The organism is Streptomyces sp. NPDC043854, assembly GCF_056436005.1.
Genome location: NZ_JBWKDK010000034.1, coordinates 44,943 through 62,314 on the forward strand (window position 1 = coordinate 44,943; position 17,372 = coordinate 62,314).

Annotated in this window: 18 protein-coding genes; 11 read left to right on the forward strand and 7 right to left on the reverse strand. The window is 73.5% G+C overall.

Translation table 11 applies throughout. The features are described from left to right. Positions 1-36 precede the first annotated feature (36 nt). The 7 genes from AC068A_RS26530 (at position 37) to AC068A_RS26560 (ending at position 5,514) form a co-directional block, all read left to right on the forward strand. A complete protein-coding gene (locus AC068A_RS26530; protein ID WP_478588753.1) occupies positions 37-1,188 on the forward strand; it encodes a lipid-transfer protein in 1,152 nt (383 codons plus the stop codon). A 49-nt stretch (positions 1,189-1,237) separates the two neighbouring features. Continuing rightward, the gene (locus AC068A_RS26535; RefSeq protein WP_478588754.1) at positions 1,238-1,684 is read left to right on the forward strand and encodes a Zn-ribbon domain-containing OB-fold protein; all 447 of its coding nucleotides are present in this window, start codon (positions 1,238-1,240) and stop codon (positions 1,682-1,684) included. After that, complete coding sequence (locus tag AC068A_RS26540) at positions 1,681-2,457, forward strand: enoyl-CoA hydratase/isomerase family protein (protein ID WP_478588755.1); 777 nt, start codon at positions 1,681-1,683, stop codon at positions 2,455-2,457. The genes AC068A_RS26535 and AC068A_RS26540 overlap by 4 nt, the downstream gene beginning before the upstream one ends. Positions 2,458-2,560: 103 nt before the next feature. Then, complete coding sequence (locus AC068A_RS26545) at positions 2,561-3,025, forward strand: hypothetical protein (protein WP_478588756.1); 465 nt, start codon at positions 2,561-2,563, stop codon at positions 3,023-3,025. 13 nt (positions 3,026-3,038) lie between these two features. Beyond that, entirely contained in the window at positions 3,039-4,403 is a 1,365-nt protein-coding gene (locus AC068A_RS26550; RefSeq protein ID WP_478588757.1) for a hypothetical protein, read from the forward strand. A 32-nt stretch (positions 4,404-4,435) separates the two neighbouring features. Further along, a complete protein-coding gene (locus AC068A_RS26555; protein ID WP_478588758.1) occupies positions 4,436-4,996 on the forward strand; it encodes a hypothetical protein in 561 nt (186 codons plus the stop codon). Between the two features lie 2 nt (positions 4,997-4,998). Next, positions 4,999-5,514 (forward strand): hypothetical protein, encoded by a 516-nt coding sequence (locus AC068A_RS26560; RefSeq protein ID WP_478588759.1) that lies wholly within the window; start codon positions 4,999-5,001, stop codon positions 5,512-5,514. An 85-nt stretch (positions 5,515-5,599) separates the two neighbouring features. Here AC068A_RS26560 and AC068A_RS26565 read toward each other — a convergent pair whose 3' ends face one another. From AC068A_RS26565 to AC068A_RS26575, 3 genes are all read right to left on the reverse strand, one after another. Beyond that, positions 5,600-6,094 carry a peptidylprolyl isomerase gene (locus AC068A_RS26565; RefSeq protein WP_478588760.1) on the reverse strand — a complete coding sequence of 165 codons (495 nt, stop codon included), beginning with the start codon at positions 6,092-6,094 and terminating at the stop codon, positions 5,600-5,602. Between the two features lie 141 nt (positions 6,095-6,235). Continuing rightward, on the reverse strand, positions 6,236-8,701 hold the full coding sequence (gene afsK / locus AC068A_RS26570) for a protein serine/threonine kinase AfsK (RefSeq protein WP_478588761.1): 2,466 nt from the start codon (positions 8,699-8,701) through the stop codon (positions 6,236-6,238). 268 nt (positions 8,702-8,969) lie between these two features. Next, the gene (locus AC068A_RS26575) at positions 8,970-9,785 is read right to left on the reverse strand and encodes a VOC family protein (RefSeq protein ID WP_478588762.1); all 816 of its coding nucleotides are present in this window, start codon (positions 9,783-9,785) and stop codon (positions 8,970-8,972) included. A 322-nt stretch (positions 9,786-10,107) separates the two neighbouring features. Between AC068A_RS26575 and AC068A_RS26580 the strand changes: the two genes are divergently transcribed. Further along, positions 10,108-10,755, forward strand: a complete 648-nt coding sequence (locus AC068A_RS26580) for a TetR family transcriptional regulator (protein ID WP_478588763.1) — start codon at positions 10,108-10,110, stop codon at positions 10,753-10,755. Between the two features lie 75 nt (positions 10,756-10,830). On the opposite strand, the gene AC068A_RS26585 is transcribed toward AC068A_RS26580, so the two are convergent. Both AC068A_RS26585 and AC068A_RS26590 read right to left on the reverse strand, forming a co-directional pair. After that, positions 10,831-11,304 (reverse strand): nitroreductase family deazaflavin-dependent oxidoreductase, encoded by a 474-nt coding sequence (locus AC068A_RS26585; protein ID WP_478588764.1) that lies wholly within the window; start codon positions 11,302-11,304, stop codon positions 10,831-10,833. Then, a complete protein-coding gene (locus tag AC068A_RS26590) occupies positions 11,304-12,548 on the reverse strand; it encodes an acyl-CoA dehydrogenase family protein (RefSeq protein ID WP_478588765.1) in 1,245 nt (414 codons plus the stop codon). The genes AC068A_RS26585 and AC068A_RS26590 overlap by 1 nt, the downstream gene beginning before the upstream one ends. Before the next feature lie 142 nt (positions 12,549-12,690). Here AC068A_RS26590 and AC068A_RS26595 point away from each other — a divergent pair, with 142 nt between their 5' ends. After that, the gene (locus AC068A_RS26595) at positions 12,691-13,929 is read left to right on the forward strand and encodes a thiolase C-terminal domain-containing protein (RefSeq protein ID WP_478588766.1); all 1,239 of its coding nucleotides are present in this window, start codon (positions 12,691-12,693) and stop codon (positions 13,927-13,929) included. A gap of 93 nt (positions 13,930-14,022) precedes the next feature. Beyond that, entirely contained in the window at positions 14,023-14,694 is a 672-nt protein-coding gene (locus AC068A_RS26600) for a pyridoxine/pyridoxamine 5'-phosphate oxidase (RefSeq protein WP_478588767.1), read from the forward strand. A 28-nt stretch (positions 14,695-14,722) separates the two neighbouring features. Here AC068A_RS26600 and AC068A_RS26605 read toward each other — a convergent pair whose 3' ends face one another. Continuing rightward, a complete protein-coding gene (locus AC068A_RS26605) occupies positions 14,723-15,151 on the reverse strand; it encodes a Zn-ribbon domain-containing OB-fold protein (RefSeq protein ID WP_478588768.1) in 429 nt (142 codons plus the stop codon). Next, positions 15,148-15,600: a DoxX family membrane protein gene (locus AC068A_RS26610; RefSeq protein ID WP_478588769.1), complete on the reverse strand. Its 453-nt coding sequence runs from the start codon at positions 15,598-15,600 to the stop codon at positions 15,148-15,150. Before AC068A_RS26610 ends, AC068A_RS26605 begins: the two co-directional genes overlap by 4 nt. A gap of 222 nt (positions 15,601-15,822) precedes the next feature. On the opposite strand from AC068A_RS26610, the gene AC068A_RS26615 reads away from it, so the two are divergent. Continuing rightward, a complete protein-coding gene (locus tag AC068A_RS26615; RefSeq protein WP_478588770.1) occupies positions 15,823-17,136 on the forward strand; it encodes a flavin-containing monooxygenase in 1,314 nt (437 codons plus the stop codon). Positions 17,137-17,372: the final 236 nt, after the last annotated feature.

Sequence of the window (17,372 nt, forward strand, 5' to 3'; positions counted from 1 at the left end):
CGGCTGTCAGCACTGGCGCGACCCCGGAGGCGGCGGATGGCGGCAACACTCAAGGACGCTGCGGCGATCGCCGGAATCGGCCAGACGCCCTTCGCCAGACACCTTCCCGAGTCCGAGAAGGAGCTCGCCTGCCGGGCGGTCCTCGCCGCCCTCGCGGACGCCGGCATCGCCCCCGCCGAGGTCGACGCCTTCGCCTCGTACACCATGGAGGAGACCGACGAGGTCGAGGTGGCCAAGTCCATCGGCGCCGGCGACGTCACCTTCTTCTCCAAGGTCGGCTACGGGGGCGGCGGCTCCTGCGCCACCGTCGGCCACCTCGCCGCCGCCGTCGCCACCGGCCAGGCCACCGTCGGCGTCGCCTGGCGCTCCCGCAAACGCGGCTCCGGGCCGCGCCCCTGGACCAGCACCGCCGTCCAACTGCCCACCCCCGGGCAGTGGACCCGCCCCTTCGGCCTGCTCCGCCCCGCCGACGAGATCGCCATGCTGGCCCGCCGCTACATGCACGAGTACGGGGCCACCCGCGACCACCTCTTCAACGTGGCCATGGCCTGCCGCAACCGGGCCAACGAGAACCCCGCCGCGATCATGTACGACCGGCCGCTGACCCGCGAGATGTACATGACCTCCCGCATGATCAGCGAACCGCTCTGCCTGTTCGACAACTGCCTCGAGACCGACGGCGCGCTGGCCTGCGTCATCGTCTCCGCCGAGCGCGCCCGCGACTGCCGGCAGCGCCCCGTGTACGTGCACTCCGTCGCCCAAGGCCTGCCCGCCCAGCACCACGGCATGGTCAACTACTGGAACGACGACCCGCTGACCGGCCCCGCCTGGACCGCCGCCCGCCACCTGTGGAAGCACGCCGACTTCGGCCCGCAGGACGTCGACGTCGCCCAGATATACGACGCCTTCACCCCGCTGATCCCGCTGTCGCTGGAGGGCTACGGCTTCTGCGGGCGCGGCGAGGGCGCCGCCTACACCGAGGGCGGCGCCCTCGAGACCGGCGGCCGGCTCCCGATCAACACCGGCGGCGGCGGCCTGTCCGAGGCCTACGTCCACGGCTTCAACCTGATCAACGAGGCGGTCAAGCAGCTGCGCGGCACCTCGACCGCCCAGGTGCCCGGCGCCTCGACCTGCCTGGTGACGGCGGGCGAGGGCGTCCCGACGTCGGCGCTCCTGCTGCGCGCCTGAACCACCCCGCCGTCCGGGACACGAGAAGACGAGGAGACGAGGGACCACCATGACCGCAGCCGCCGAAGAACTGCTCCTGCCCGTCCCGGACGCCGACGGCGCCCCCTTCTGGGAGTACGCCGCCCGGGGCGAGCTCCGCGTCCAGGCCTGCACCGCCTGCGGCAGACTCCGCTTCCCCCCGCGCCCCTGCTGCCCGCACTGCCAGTCGTTCGGCTCCGCATGGCGCCCCACCGGCGGCCGCGGCCGCATCTGGTCGTACGTCCGGCCGCACCCGCCGCTGCTTCCCGCGTACGCGGCGCAGGCTCCGTACAACGTCGTCCTCGTGGAACTCGCCGACGCGCCCCACATCCGGCTCGCCGGGAACCTCGTCGCCTCGGCCGACGCCCCGCTGAACTCGGTGGACCCGGCCCGGCTGCGCATCGGCGCGCGGGTCCAGGCGGTGTTCGCCAACGCAGGCGGGATCACCGTGCCGCGCTGGGTCCTGGAGAAGCCGTGACGCTGCGGGTGGAGCGGGACAAGGCGGACGGGGTCGCGGTCGTCACCCTGGACCGGGAACACCGGCACAACGCCATCGACCTGGCGACCGCCGCCGAACTGATCGCGGTGTGGCGGGAGTTCCGGTACGACGACGGGGTCCGGGCGGTGGTGCTGACCGGGGCGGGCGGGGCCGCGTTCTGCACCGGCATCGACCGGGGCGCCTCCGTCCCGCAGCCGGGGTCCCCGTACTCGGTCGACGACCCGCTGGCGGCGATCGGCCCGAAGGCGGGCGACCTGTGGAAGCCGGTGGTCGCCGCCGTCAACGGCATGGCCTGCGGCGGGGCGTTCTACCTGCTGGGCGAGGCCGAGTTCATCATCGCCTCCGACACGGCGACCTTCTTCGACCCGCACACCTCGTACGGGATGGTCAGCGCCTACGAGGCCGTGTACATGGCCCAGCGGATGCCGTTCGGCGAGGCCGCCCGGATGTCCCTGATGGGGACGGCGGAGCGGCTCTCGGCCCGGCGGGCGTACGAGATCGGGCTGGTCTCGGAACTGGCCGCGCCCGGGGAACTGCCCGAGGCGGCGCTGCGGGCGGCGCGGACGCTGGCCGGGTTCCCGACGGAGGCCGTGCAGGGCACCGTACGGGCCCTGTGGGCGGCGAAGCAGACGGCCCTTCAGCAGGCGCTGGCGCAGGCCCCGGCGCTGATCGCCCTGGGCAACCTGCCGCCGGACCGGCAGGCCGGCCTGTTCACGGGCCGCCGGGAGGCGCCGGAACCCCGGCTGCGGTGACGGGCGTCGGACAGGGTGGGCACTTTTCGGACATGCAGGACTGCTTGGCCGGTTCACAGTTGCCATGCATATGATCAGCGCCAGCCGACGGGGAGGCGCAACCATGTCAGATGAACTCGGTCCGGACCAGCAGGTGGGCATGCGGCTGAACGGCGAGGGGCCGCTGGCCCCCGGAGCCACCGCGCCGCCGCCACCGCTGCTGCAGTCACCCACCAACGCGCCGCCACCGCTGCTGCAGGCGCCGGGCGGACAGGACTTCGCCTCGACACCGGCCGAGAAGAAGGCCGCCGCGAACACGATCGAGACCGAGCTCCAGCCGAACACCAACACGGCCGCCAAGCACGCGGACGACTCCACCAGCACCGCCCAGAAGGGCTTCGACGGCTGGGAGACCGCCGCCGGCCTGAAAAAGGTGGCGGAGACCTGGGACCAGCAGGTCAAGGTACTGATCGCCCGGCTGGAAGCGGAGAAGAACGCCCTGCGCGGCGCCTCGGGTCTTTTCGCGCGCAACGACGTCGGACTGGGCAACGACTTCCTCGCGACGAAGTCGAAGCTGAACGGCCTGTAGGGGGAGCTGAGCTGTGGCACTGAACTACCACGAGGTCATGACCACGAACCTGGGCCTGCTCGGCACGGCCGCCGGCAAGTGGGAGACGATGGCGGGCGAGCTGAAGAAGATCGAGACCCGCTACGGCGAGACCGTCCAGAAGATCACCATGGGCGACGGCTGGAACGGCGTCAGCGTCACGAGTGCCCAGAAGGGCTTCGCGGCGACCCGCTACGAGTACTCGGCGGCGCAGGTGCAGGCGAAGGCGGTCGCGAGCCTGCTGCGGGACGCCCAGGAGAAGTTCACCGACCTGAAGAAGAAGCTCGAGAGCGCCCGCGACGATGCGATAGCCGCCGGCATGACCGTCTCCGAGCAGGGGCACGTCGCCTTCGACTACTCGAAGCTCACCCCGGGCGAGCGCAGCGCCTACCACCACGATCCCGACGGCCAGAAGATGATCAGCGAGGCCGTCGGCAAGTGGCAGAAGCACATCGACGACCGGGTGAAGGCCGTCACCGAACTCGACCAGGACATGAAGATCATCCTTGAGGTCGCTGTCATCGACAGCAACAAGGACGGCTTCGGCAAGGGCGCCGACATGACGCTCAACGGGTTCAACGCCGGCGCCACGAGCGACCTGAACCAGGCCCTGAAGGACCTGCAGGCCGCAAAGGACGCAGCGGCCAAGGAGGCGGAGGCGGCCAAGAACGGGCCGAAGTCCGAAGGCGGCCTCACCATCACCGGTCCCAGCGCCGGCGCCTCGGCGAGCGGCCAGAAGTACGGCAAGGAAGGCTCCGCCAAGGCCTACGCCGACCTCTTCAAGATGACCGCGGAGGGCAAGTACCAGAACGGCGACCTGACGCTCTCCGGTATCGACGACATCACCCTGGGAGCCAGGGCCAGCGCGAACTACGGGGCGACCCAGGACGGCTTCGTCGGCAAGGCCGAGGTGTCCGCGGGCGTCAGGACCCTGCTCGAGGGACGCGCCGACTACAGCCACTGGGGCGGGGCCTACGCGCGCAGCGAGGGATTCGCCGGTGGAGAGGCCGCGGTCAGCGGCTCGGCTCGGTGGGACGGCGTCAGCGCCGGGGCGAAGGCCTTCGCCGGCGGGAAGCTCGGTGTCGCGGGGGGCGGGGAGGTCGCCGGAATCGGCGCCGGCGGCACGGCCGAGGGATGGGCCGGCGCGGGCGCGGAGGCCAAGGTGACCTTCGGCAAGGGCGACGACGGCAAGTGGCACGTCGGCGGCAAGGTGGGTGTCGCCCTCGGCATCGGCGGCTCGGTGGGCGGCGAGTTCACGCTGGACACGGACAAGCTGACCAAGTCCGCCGGCGACGCTGCCGACTGGGTGGGCGACACCGCCGGCGACATCAAGGACGGCTTCGTCGGCCTGTTCGAATGATGTACTTCTCCGTGGAAGGAAGGCCTGACAAGATGCCCACGACACTGCCGCTCCCGATCGAGTTCAGCCTGCCGGAGGGCTGGCAGCCCGCGCCTCCGGACGAGGTCGGCGCCCCGGGTGTGGCGTTCATCGCGCTGCATCCGGAACCGGATGCCGGATTCACCGCCAACATCACCATCGACGGCGACTTCTGGACGGGCGAGGAGACCCTCGCCGACATGGCCGAGGGGTCGGCGGAGCGGCTGCGCCAGGTCGCCGAGTCGGTGGTCGTGACCGCCCGCCGCGAGCTCGGCTCCGAGGACTCGCCCGGCCTCGGACAGAGGCTGACGTTCACCGCCGTCGTCAACGGCGCGCAGCGCGAGCTCGTCCAGTCCCAGGTCTACCTGGCCATGAAGGACGTGACGGACCCTCACAAGCGCGCCGTGATCCGGCTGATCCTGACCGTCACCGCGGCCCAGGAGGACAGCGTGCGGGGGGACTTCCAGGAGTTCCTGCGCTCGGTCGCCCCGGACACCCGCGCCGCCGGCCCGGACGCCGGCGCCGTCGGCCCGGACACCGGGACCGGGACCCCGGACGCCGGGGCCGGGGCGTAGCCATGGGCCTCAAGGACAGGCTGACCGGTACGCGGCGCCCCGACGGCGGCATCGCACCCGAGCCGGCGGAGGAGGTGCGGGCCGCGCTGCTCGCGCTCAACGGGCCGGACGTGCCCTACGCCGTGCGCACCGCCCTCCCCGACGAGGACGCCGACCTGGTGGCGGAGTGGCGGCTGCGGGAACCCGCCTGGCACGGGTTCTTCCTCCGCCGCCGGCTGGAACGGCAGGTCCAGATCCGGATGCGGCTCGACCCGGCCAGGCACGAGGTCCGTACCGCCGACCGGGAGTGGGAGGTCACGTGGGTCGGTGACACGCCCCGGCTGGCGACGGCGGGCGAGTTCTCCCGCGGCCAGGTGACCACGGTGTCGAAGCAGTGGACCATCGGGCGGACGAAGGACGGCGGTATCGAGGCCGCGGAGTCGTTCCGCTTCGATACGTCGGACCTGAAGACGCCCCTGCAGAAGGCGGTCCTCGGCGCGGGATGGACCTGGCGCGGAGTGCTGTTCGGACGGCTCTGACCGACACGGCGGAGGCCCCGCCCCTCGAAGATCCTCGAAGGGCGGGGCCTCCGGCCGTACCGGGCGCGCCCGAGGGCATGAGGGATCAGGCCTCGATGGTGCCCGAAGCCGCGATCTCGATCTTGGCGCGGGTGGAGCCGGACGGCGAGCCCAGCTTCTCGATCGCGTCGACGACCTCGGTGCCCTCGACGACCTCGCCGAAGACGACGTGCTTGCCGTCCAGCCACGGGGTGACGACCGTGGTGATGAAGAACTGCGAGCCGTTGGTGTTGCGGCCGGCGTTCGCCATCGACAGCAGGTACGGGCGGTCGTGCTTCAGCTGGAAGTTCTCGTCGGCGAACTTCTCGCCGTAGATGCTCTTGCCGCCGGTGCCGTTCTGGTTGGTGAAGTCGCCGCCCTGCAGCATGAACTGCGGGATGACGCGGTGGAACGGCGAGCCCGCGTAGCCGAAGCCGTGCTGGCCGGTGGCCAGCTCGCGGAAGTTCTTGGTGGTCTTCGGGACGACCTCGTCGAAGAGGCGGAAGACGATCCGGCCGGCGGCCTCGCCGTTGATGTTGATGTCGAAGTAGACGTTGCTCATGGGGTCCATCCTGTCACTCCCGGTGCCGTGCGCGACTCGGCGGGGCCGCAACCCCGCCGCAGCCCCGCCCGACCCCGCGCTCGAACCCCTGCCCGAAACCCTGCCGGAACCCCCGCCGGGGCCGGCCGCCCGGCCGGGCGTTCACCCGGCCGTACGCGTCCCCGTCCCCTTGGCGGCGTCGAGCGCGTACACGCAGCGGTCCTTGCTGCACGCGTACACCACGCCGCCCTCCGCGACCGGCGCCCCGGCGATCTCCCCGCCCGTGGCCAGCTTCCAGCGGAGCTGCCCGCCGGCCGCGTCCAGGGTGTACAGGCAGTGGTCGGCCGAGCCGAAGTGCACCCGGCCGTCGGCGACCGCCGGCGAGCCGGTGATCTCGCCGCCCGCCGCGAACCGCCACTTCGGGGTGCCGGTGACCGCGTCCAGCGTGTACAGGGCGCTGCCCGCGCCCAGGTGGATGCTGCCGGCCGCGATCAGCACCGGGTCCGTGGACGAGCGCGGCTCGGTGGCGATGCGCCAGCGGTCCTTGCCGGTGGTCGCGTCCAGCGCGTACACGGTGCCCAGGTAGTCCACGAGGTACACGCCGCCGCCGGTGACGGCCGCGCCCGGCGCGAACGCCGGCGGGGCCAGGAACACGGCCGGCGCCTCGAAGTGCCAGCGGACCCGGCCCGACGCCCGGTCCACGGACAGCACGCGGGTGCCGGCGGCGACGTAGGTGTTGCCGTCGGGGGCCGGGGCGACGCGGACCGGCACGTTGCCGCAGGAGGCGGCGTCGCCGACCGGGTAGGACCAGGCTTCCAGGCCGCTGCGGGCGTCCAGGGCGCGCAGCCGCGCGTCCTGCCACACGTACACCGTGCCCTCGTGCAGGACGGGGGCCGCGTCGAGCGTCTCGAAGTCGCTCTGCGCCCCGGTCAGCTCCCACAGCTTCTGGCCGCTGGAGGCCTCCCAGGCCTGTACGCCGCCGCCGCGGGTGGCGGTGACGACGGTGCCCCGGTCGGCGCGCAGGGCGTACACCCAGGCGTCGGTGGACAGCCGCCACAGCTCGGAGCCGTCGGAGGCGTCGAGGGCGTACAGGGAGGGGCCGTCGGAGGCGTGGATGCGGCCGTCGGAGACGGCCATGGACCAGGCGACGTCGCGGGTCTTGAACTGGCGGCGGCCGGTGGCCACGTCCAGGGCGTGCACCTCGAAGGAGGTGACGTAGAGCAGGTCGCCGGCGACGGTCGGGGTGCCCCAGACCTCGTTGGACATGCGGAACCGCCAGGGGCGCCAGCGGCCGCTGTCGGGGGCCGGGCCCGGGTTCGGCACGGAGGGCGTGCCCGCGGGCGAGGTGACCGCCGCGGAGGCGGGGCCCGCGGCGGCCGGGGTGCCGCCCGGCGGGCGGACCCAGCCGGTCGCGGAGTCGGCGGAGCCGGCGTGTGCGGCGGGCGCCGAGGCGGTCGCGCGCGGCCCGGGCCCGATCGGCACCGGGGAGCCGCCCAGGCGCACCGGCTCGCCGGAGGGCGCCGGCACGGCCCCGGGCGCCGACGAGGGCGCCGACGTGGGCCGGGGCGGGTGCTGGGGGCGCTGCGGGAGGGCCTGGCCGGTGCGCGGGTCGATGCCGGGTTCGGCGAGCCCGCGGGGCGTGTGGTGGTGCGTGGGCACGTCGGCGGGCCGTCCCTGGCCGCTGGGGCCGCCGCCGGGGCGGCGGCCGGGCGCCGGGATCGGCGCGGCCACCGTGCGCTGCCCGGCCCGCCGGGCCTCGATCAGCGCGACGGCCCGCGCGGGCAGCCACGCGGACGCGGTCCCGCTGTCGTCGCCGCCGCCGAAGAGGTGCGGGGCGAGCTGTGCCTGGAGGTCGGCCGGGGTGGGGCGCTGCGCGGCCTCCATCTGCATGCAGGAATCGATGAGCGGGCGCAGCTCCTCGGGCAGCCCCTCCAGGTTGGGCTCGTCGCGCAGCAGCATGAACACCGTCTCCACCGGGTTCGCCCCGTGGTAGGGCGGGTGCCCGGTCGCGGCGAACACGAGCGTGGAGCCGAGCGAGAAGACGTCGCTGGCGCCCTTGACGCTCCGCGAGTCCTTCGCCTGCTCGGGCGACATGTAGGCGGGGGTGCCGACGGCGACGTTCGTCATGGTCAGGCGGGTGTTGGAGACGCCGCTCGCGATACCGAAGTCGATCACGCGCGGACCGTCCTCGACGACGAGGACGTTCGACGGCTTCAGGTCGCGGTGGACCAGGCCCGCCCCGTGGATGGACTGGAGCGCCTCGGCGATGCCGGCCGCGAGCCACCGTACGGCCTGGACGGGCATCGGCCCGCACTCGTTGACGATCTCCTCCAGGGAGGGTGCCGGGACGTACGCGGTCGCCAGCCACGGCACGGCGGCGCGCGGGTCGGCGTCGACCACGGCCGCGGTGTAGAAGCCGGACACGGCGCGGGCCGCCTCCACCTCGCGGGTGAAGCGCACCCGGAACAGCTGGTCCTCGGCGAGCTCGGTCCGCACGGTCTTGATCGCCACCCGGCGTCCGGACGCCGACCGTGCGAGATAGACCAGCCCCATGCCGCCGGCGCCGAGCCGTCCCAGCACCTCGAAGGGGCCGATCCGTCTCGGGTCGTGCTGCGTCAGCTGCTCCACCACTCGCCTCACACCTCCCCGTACGGGCCTTGGCCTGGCCCGTTTCCACCTGCACGCGCGCCGGCACGGTGGTCGGCCTCCGTGCAGCGTTGCATTCCGGGCGCCGCCCGGAGTCGCGCAACCCCGATTCTGTCAGGCCCGCGCCCAGGGCGTGTCGTCACAGTCGGGGCCGTGCGCGCACGCGTCGCCCGGAACGGGCCGGGGAGGCCGTTTCAGGCGGTCCGCAGGCGCGGCCTCAGGCCGGTCCGGGCGGTCCGCAGGCGCGGCTTCAGGCTGGTCCGGGCGGTCCGGCCGGCTGCCCGGCGGACTCGGAGAGGAGGGCGAAGACCGCGCCCTGGTTGTCCGCGACGACCGCGATCCGCCCGTAGGGGGTGTCGAAGGGGTCGGCGGTGACGCGGCCGCCGAGCCGCTTGACGATCTCGACGGACCGGTTGCAGTCCGGGACGCCGAAGTACGCGAGGAAGTGCGCCGGCATGATCTCCGGGAAGGCGTCGGTGATCAGGCTGCGCCCCAGGATGGCCGTCTCGGCCCCGGGTGCGCTGCCGGGCGGGGACCACAGCCGGTACTCGACGCCGGAGCCATCGTCGTCCTGGTCCTCGGGGACGTAGCCGAAGACGTTGGCGTAGAAGACGTCGACCGCGTCGCGGGCCCGGGTGTAGAGCTCCGCCCAGCAGTAGGTGTACGGCTCCTGCTGGGCCTCGAAGCCGTGGTGGGTGCCGGGCTGCCACAGGCCGAACACGGCCCCGCCGGGGTCGGCGGCCAGGGCGGCGGTGCCGTACGGGCCGACGGGCTGCGGGTCCATCACCATCTGGCCGCCGGAGGCGCGGATGCGGGCGGCGCAGGCGTAGGCGTCGGAGGTGTGGAGGTAGATCCCCCAGACGGTGGGCATGCGGCCGTCGGGCTTCGGGGCGAGGGCGGCGACGTTGCGGCCGCGGCTGTAGGCCTGGGTGTAGCCGCCGTACTCGGGGCCGGCGCTGCCGGCGAAGGTCCACCCGAAGAGCTCACCGTAGAAGCGCTTGCCCGCCTCGACGTCCGGAAGCGATGCGTCCACCCAGCAGGGTGCGCCTTCCGCGAATGCGGCCATGGCCCGTTTCCTTCCGTTGTGCGGGGGTGTGTACCCTCCGTACGCGCCCGCGCCGCTCCCCGCGATGTCCCTTTCGGCCATGATCTGCCCGAAGACTTGTCCACAGCCTGTTGATAAGACTAATCGGGGGATACTGGAAGAAAGCGGCCACCCCTCGGGCGGCCGGACCGGACCGCAGCCCGGACCGTGCCCGCGGCCGGGAACCGGCCGGAAACCGCCCGCCGGACCCCTCGGGAGGGCCCATTGCCCAGGCCAGGTATCACGTAACCCCATTTGCAGGCGGCCGAATCGCGCCCAGATCACCCCTCGGTAAGCTGACGGCATGACAGGACAAGTACGCACCGTCGACGGCCGCGTTGCCGGCCGACGCGGTCAGGCGACGCGGCAGAAGCTGCTCGACTGCCTCGGCGAGATGCTCAGCTCCTCGCCGTACCGCGACGTCAAGGTCATCGACGTCGCCCGCAAGGCCGGGACCTCCCCCGCGACCTTCTACCAGTACTTCCCGGACGTCGAGGGTGCCGTCCTGGAGATCGCCGATCACATGGCCGCCGAGGGCGCGCAGTTGACCTCGCTCGTCGAGGGGCGCAGCTGGGTCGGCAAGGCCGGCTGGCAGGCGGCCGAGGAGCTCGTCGAGGGCTTCCTGGACTTCTGGCGGCGCAACGACGCGATCCTGCGCGTCGTCGACCTCGGCGCGGCCGAGGGCGACAAGCGCTTCTACAAGATCCGCATGAAGATCCTGAACTCCGTCACCAACTCCCTTACGGAGTCGATCAAGGAGCTCCAGGCCAAGGGCAAGGTCGACAAGGAACTCAGCCCGGCGGCGATGGCGGGCTCGCTGGTCGCGATGCTGGCCGCGGTCGCCTCGCACCAGAAGGGCTTCCAGACCTGGGGCGTCAAGCAGGCCGAGCTCAAGCCGAACCTGGCGCTGCTCGTGCACCTGGGCATGACCGGCAAGAAGCCGACCAGGTAACGGCGGACCTCCGGACCACCTCCTGCCCCCACCCGTACGCCCACCGGGGCCCGCCGCGACCGGGATCCGCCGCGATCAACGACGCTCCAGGCGGAACAACCGGATCTCGCGCTCGATACGCGCCTGGTACGTCGCATACGGCGGCCAGAACCTCAGCACGGCCTGCCACGCCGCGGCGCGCTCGGCGCCCTGGAGCAGCCGTGCCCGTACGGCGATGTCCTGCCCCTTCCAACTCACCTCTGCGTCAGGGTGCTTGAGCAGGTTCGCGGTCCATGCCGGGTGCCCGGGCCGGCCGAAGTTGGAGCCGATCAGGACCCACCCGGCGCCGGACTCCTCCGGCATGCAGGCGAGCGGCGTGCTCCGCGGCTGCCCGGTCCTGGCGCCCTTGGCGGTGAGGATCACCCCGGGGAGCATGCGGGCGCTGGGGATGACCCTGCCGCGGGTGAGGCGGTGCACGGCCTTGTCCAGGGCGGGGATGACGTGCGGTGCGATCCTCGCGAACACCGTGGACGAGGAGACCTTCTGGACGAGCTTGACGCCGAGGGCCATCAGACGGCCGCCTTCTCGCTCGGGGGGAGGGGGGTGGCGGGCGCGGGCGCCCCGGGGGCGAACAGACCTGCCTGGCGGGCCGCGTGCGACCGCAGCCGGTGGACCGGGCCGAAGAGCAGCTCGTCGGCCGCCGCACGCTTGAAGTACAGGTGGGCGTCGTGCTCCCAGGTGAAGCCGATGCCGCCGTGCAGCTGGATCGCCTCGCCCGCCGTGAGCCGCAGGGCCTCCAGCGCCTGGGCGAGGGCGAGGCCGCCCTGCCCCGGGTCCCAGGCGGCGTAGTACGCGGCCGAGCGGGCCGCCTGGACCTGTACGTACAGGTCGGCGAGCCGGTGCTTGACCGCCTGGAACGAGCCGATGGCCCGGCCGAACTGCTCCCGGGTGCGCACGTACTCCACCGTCCGGTCCAGCGCCTGGCCGGCGGCCCCGGCCGCCTCGGCGGCGAGCACGGCGGCGGCGGTGCGCCCGGTGGCGGCGAGCGCGCGGAGCGTGCGGTCGCCGGAGCCGTCCACGTCGCCGTCGCCGTCGCCGTCCTCGCCCAACACGTCCGCCTCCACGTCACGCAGTTGGACGCGGGCCTGCGGCCGGGTCTCGTCCAGGGCGGTCTGCCGCGCCCGGACCAGCCCGGCCGCATCCCCCCGTACGAGGAACAGCAGGGTCCGGCTGCGGGCGAACCCGCCCGTGTGCGCGGGGACCAGCAGCAGGCCGGCGCTGTGCCCGTCGAGCACCTGGACGGCCTCCCCGTACAGCCGCCAGCCGTCGCCCTCGGCCCGGCGGGCCTGCACCCCGCCGGCCCGGCCCCCGCCCGCCCAGTCGCCCGGGGCGTTGTCGGCGGTCAGCCCGAGCGCCGTGGACAGGGCCGGGCCGGGGACCGCCAGCGCAGCGGTGAGCCCGCCGGAGGCGAGCTGCGGCAGCAGCGCGGAGCGCTGGGCGGCACTGCCGAGGGCGGTGATCAGCGGCACGGCCAGCGCGGCGGTGGCGAGCAGCGGCGAGGGCAGCAGCGCCCGCCCGGTCTCCTCGCAGGCCAGCGCCAGGTCACCGGGGGCGCAGCCCACGCCCCCGTACTCCTCGGCCACCGCGATGCCGGGCAGGCCGACCTGCCGTGCCAACCGGCCCCACAGCTCCCGGTCGTACCCGTCGGGGGTGCGGACGGCGGCCTTGACCTCGTCGGGGCCGCAGCGCTTGGCGAGGATCTCGCGCAGGGTACGGCGCATCCCGTCCTGCTCCGCGGTGAAGGCTGCATCCATCGTCGGGCTCCCCTCCCCATATCTGACGGGGCGTCATGTTAGGGCGGGCGTCGACGGATGCCCAGAGGGGCAGCGCCGCGGGAAGGGAGGGATTCGACCTGCGGGCCTGGAACTGACGGATGGTCAGCTGTACGGTCCTCCCATGCCTGGACCCCTGCCCGGACCTCCGCCCGGGCCTCCGCCCGGGCCCCTGAGCGTCCCCGCCCCCTCTCCCGCCGCACCGCGCCGCAGGGTCGCGGTCGTCGGCGTCGCCCTCTCGGACTGCGGCCGCGTCGACGGCCCCACCCCGTACGCCCTGCACGCGCAGGCCGCCCGGCGCGCCCTGGCCGACTCCGGCCTGGACCGCTCCGTCATCGACGGCTTCGCCTCGGCCGGCCTCGGCACGCTCGCCCCGGTCGAGGTGGCCGAATACCTGGGCCTGCGCCCCTCCTGGGTCGACTCCACCTCGGTCGGCGGCTCGACCTGGGAGGTCATGGCGGCGCACGCGGCGGACGCCATCGCCGCAGGCCACGCGCGCGCCGTCCTGCTGGTCTACGGGTCCACCGCCCGGGCGGACATCAAGGCCCGGCGGCGCACCTCGAACCTCTCCTTCGGCGCCCGCGGGCCGCTGCAGTTCGAGGTTCCGTACGGACACACGCTCGTCGCCAAGTACGCGATGGCCGCCCGCCGCCACATGCACCAGTACGGGACCACGCTGGAGCAACTCGCCTCGGTCGCCGTACAGGCCCGCGCGAACGCGGCCACCAACCCGGACGCGATGTTCCGCGACCCGATCACGGTCGACGGGGTCCTGTCCGGCGAGATGATCGCCGATCCCTTCACGAAGCTGCACTGCTGCATCCGCTCCGACGGCGGCTGCGCGGTCCTGCTGGCCGCCGAGGACTGCGTGCCGGACACCGCCAAGAAACCGGTCTGGATCCTGGGAACGGGCACTGCCGTCTCCCACACCACCATGTCGGAATGGGACGACTTCACGGTGTCACCGGCCGCCGTCTCGGGCAGTCTGGCCTTCCGGCGGGCGGGGCTCACCCCCGCGGACGTGGACATCGCAGAGCTGTACGACGCCTTCACGTACATGACCCTCGTGACCCTGGAGGACCTCGGATTCTGCGCGAAGGGCGAAGGCGGGGCCTTCGTGGAAAAGGGCCGCCTGCTGCGCGACGGCGAGCTGCCGGTCAACACCGACGGAGGCGGCCTCTCGGCCTGCCACCCGGGCATGCGCGGCCTGTTCCTGCTGGTCGAGGCGGTCCGCCAACTCCGCGGCGAACGCGGCCAGGGCCAGGTCACCCGCCGCGACGGCACCCTCCCCGAGGTGGCCCTGGCCTCGGGCACGGGAGGGTGGTTCTGCTCGTCGGGGACGGTGATCCTGGGCCGGGGATGAGGGGCGAGGGGCGAGGGGTGAGGAGTGAGGAGTGAGGGGCCGTTCAAGGCCCGGGCCGGCGGTCCGCCGGCCCCCCTCCCCTACCCTGGCCCCATGCCCGGTGAGACCGACGAGTTCCACAGCGCCCTGCACTCGCTCCGCGTGTGGGACACCCAGCTCCCCGCCTTCGACCCCGAAGCCGCGCCCGACGCGCCGGTGCCGCTGTTCCGGGAGTGGTTCGTGCACGCCGCCCGGGCGGGGCAGGTCGAGCCGCACACGATGAGTCTGGCCACCGTGGATGCCGAGGGACGGCCCGACGTCCGGATCCTGATGCTGCACGACGCCGACTCCCGCGGCTGGCACTTCGCCTCGCATGCCACCAGCGCCAAGGGCCGCCAGCTGGCCGGGCAGCCGGATGCGGCGCTGGTGTTCTACTGGGCCGCCGTCGGCCGCCAGGTCCGTGTCCGGGGCCGGGTTACCGCGTGCGGCCCGGCCGAGAGCCGGGCGGACCTGGCGGTCCGGTCGCGGGGCGCGCTCGCCGCGGCGCTCACCGGCCGGCAGAGCGAGGTGCTCGGCTCGGTGCGGGAGCTGGCCGAGACCTCGGCCGCCGCCTGGGAGCGGGCCGGTGCGGAGCCGGACGCCCCTGCCCCGACCTGGACGCGGTACGTCCTCGCCCCGGCCGAGGTCGAGTTCTTCCAGGGCGACGCCGCCCGCCGGCACGTCCGCCTGCGCTACCGCCGCACGCCGGACGCCTCCGCGTGGGTCCGCGAGCTGCTCTGGCCCTGACCTGCCCGCCCGCTCCCGGGACCGCAGGTCACCGCGGGCGGAACACCGGCACCCACACGCCGTCCGCCGCCTCGCTGAACGCCACCTCCAGCGGCATCCCGATGCGGAGGTCCGCCGGGTCGCAGTCCACCACCTCGGTCATCATCCGCGGCCCCTCGGCCAGGTCGACGACCGCGGCCGTGTACGGGACGCGCTGCCCGAACGGCGGCAGGTCGTTGCGGTGGACCACGGACCAGGTGTACAGGGTGGCGCTCCCGCCGGCCTGCTCCCAGGCGACGTGCTCCTCCCCCGCCCAGCAGAACGGGCAGAACTCCCGCGGGTAGTGGTGCGCCCGTCCGCACTGCGCGCAGCGGCGCAGCAGGAGCCGCCCTTCGGCGGCAGCGTCCCAGTAGGGGCGGGTGAACTCGTCCACGTCCGGAAGGTCGTACCGCACGCCACCGGCCGCACCCGCGCTCACAGGAAGAGCCCCAGCGCCGAGTCGAGGGACCAGGCCTGCCAGCCCATGGCGAGGAGCGCGACGAGGGAGACGAGCATCATCATCGCGTTCTGCCCCTGCTCGGCCCAGTCGTGGATCATCAGCAGCAGGTAGAGCAGGTTCAGCAGCAGACCGCCCGCCAGCGCGACCGGTGTCAGGAACCCGAGCACCAGGCCCAGGCCGAGTGCGAGTTCCGCGTAGACGACGGTGTACGCCATCAGCCGCGGCCTGGGCTGGACGACCTTCTCGAACCCGCGCTTCACGAACGGCCAGCGGTGTTTGCCCGCGACGTCGGCGGCCCAGGCGATGCCGGTGCCGCGCTCGAACCAGCCCTTCTTGTCCTTGTGCCGCCAGCTCTCCAGCCACCACAGGCCGAGGCCTATCCGGAGCACGGCGAGCCACTCGGCCCCGCTGAGCCAGACGGTCTGCATGGGCGGTCCCCGCCTTCCCTCTCCACTTGATCTGACGGTACGTCAGTTGAGCGGATCCGGGTCGATCCCGCAAGGCCCCCCGCCCGCATGCCCCCTCCGGCGGGTCGGCGCTTCACGCCCGCCGTGACCGATCCGCAATCGATTCCCTCCTTCTCCGAGACCCAACAACGCTGTGTGTCGATACGCTCACTCCTCATGCCCGGAGTCCCCACCGCCCCAGACATGACCACCCAGCCCCGCCCGGTGTACGTGATCGGCGCCGGGCCCGGCGGCCTCGCCGCGGCCGCCGCGCTGCGTGCCCGCGGAATCCGCGCGGTGGTCGTCGAGAAGACGGACACGGTCGGATCCTCCTGGCGCGGTCACTACGACCGCCTCCACCTGCACACCACCCGCCGGCTCTCCGCCCTGCCGGGCCTGGCCGTGCCCCGCCGGTTCGGCCGGTGGGTGTCCCGCGACAACGTGGTGCGCTACCTGGAGAAGTACGCCGAGTTCCACGAGCTGGAGCTCGTCACCGGCGTCGAGGTGACCCGCATCGAGCGCGCCCCGCACGCCGACGACGCCGGAGGCAACGGGGCCGAACCCGGTACCGGCGCCAACACCAGGCGCAGGCGCAAGACCGGCCGCAAGGCCAAGGCAGACCCCGACGCCGGCACCTGGCTCCTGCACGCCACCGGCGGACGCGTGCTCACCGGCCGGGCCGTGGTCGTCGCCACCGGGTTCAACCACACGCCCGCGCTGCCCGACTGGCCCGGCCGCGACACGTACAGCGGCCGGCTGCTGCACGCCCGCGACTACCGGAACCCGGAGCCGTACACCGGCCTGGACGTCCTCGTGGTCGGCGTCGGCAACACCGGCGCCGAGATAGCCGTCGACCTCGCCGAGGGCGGTGCCGCGCGGGTGCGGCTCGCCGTGCGGACCGCCCCGCACATCGTGCGCCGCTCCACCGCCGGCTGGCCCGCGCAGCGCAGCGGGATCCTGGTGCGGCGGCTGCCCGTGCCGGTCGTGGACCGGTTGTGTGCGCTCATCGCCAAGGCGTCCGTCCCGGACCTGTCGGCGTACGGGCTCCCCCGCCCCACCGCCGGCCTGTACAGCCGGGTCAAGGAGGGGGCGATCCCGGTTCAGGACGTCGGCCTGATCGACGCCGTCCGCGCCGGCCGGGTCGAGCCCGTCGCCGCGGTGGAGTCCTTCGACGGCGCGGAGGTCGTGCTCGCCGACGGTTCGCGGATCGCCCCGGACGTGGTGATCGCCGCCACCGGATACCGGCGGGCCCTGGAGGGCCTGGTCGGGCACCTGGACGTACTCGACGAGCACGGCCGGCCCCGCGCGCACGGCGCACGCACCCTGCCGCAGGCGCCGGGCCTGTACTTCACGGGCTTCGGCAATCCCATCAGCGGCATGTTCCGCGAGATGGCGCTGGACGCCGAGAAGATCGCCAAGGGGCTGGCCCGCCGCCTCGGCGTCCGGCCCGGATCCCGGGACCGGGGGGACGCGACCCTTCCGGACACCGGCCTCCGCCCGGTCGACCCCCTCGCCTGACCGAACCCCCGCGCCCCCAACCTCCCCACCCCCGACCGCCCCTTCCCCAACCTCGGCCGAATCCACCTCTGGACCCGCGCCTCCCGGATCTGCCACCGTTCCCTTCCACACATCTCCTCCACCACCTTTCCTGCGCAGCAGTGTTCCTGACGGCATGTCAGTTCAGTAGGCTGGGAATCTGACTACACGTCAGTAATCGCCATTGAGGGCGGGTCGTCCATCGAGCAGGGAGCGGG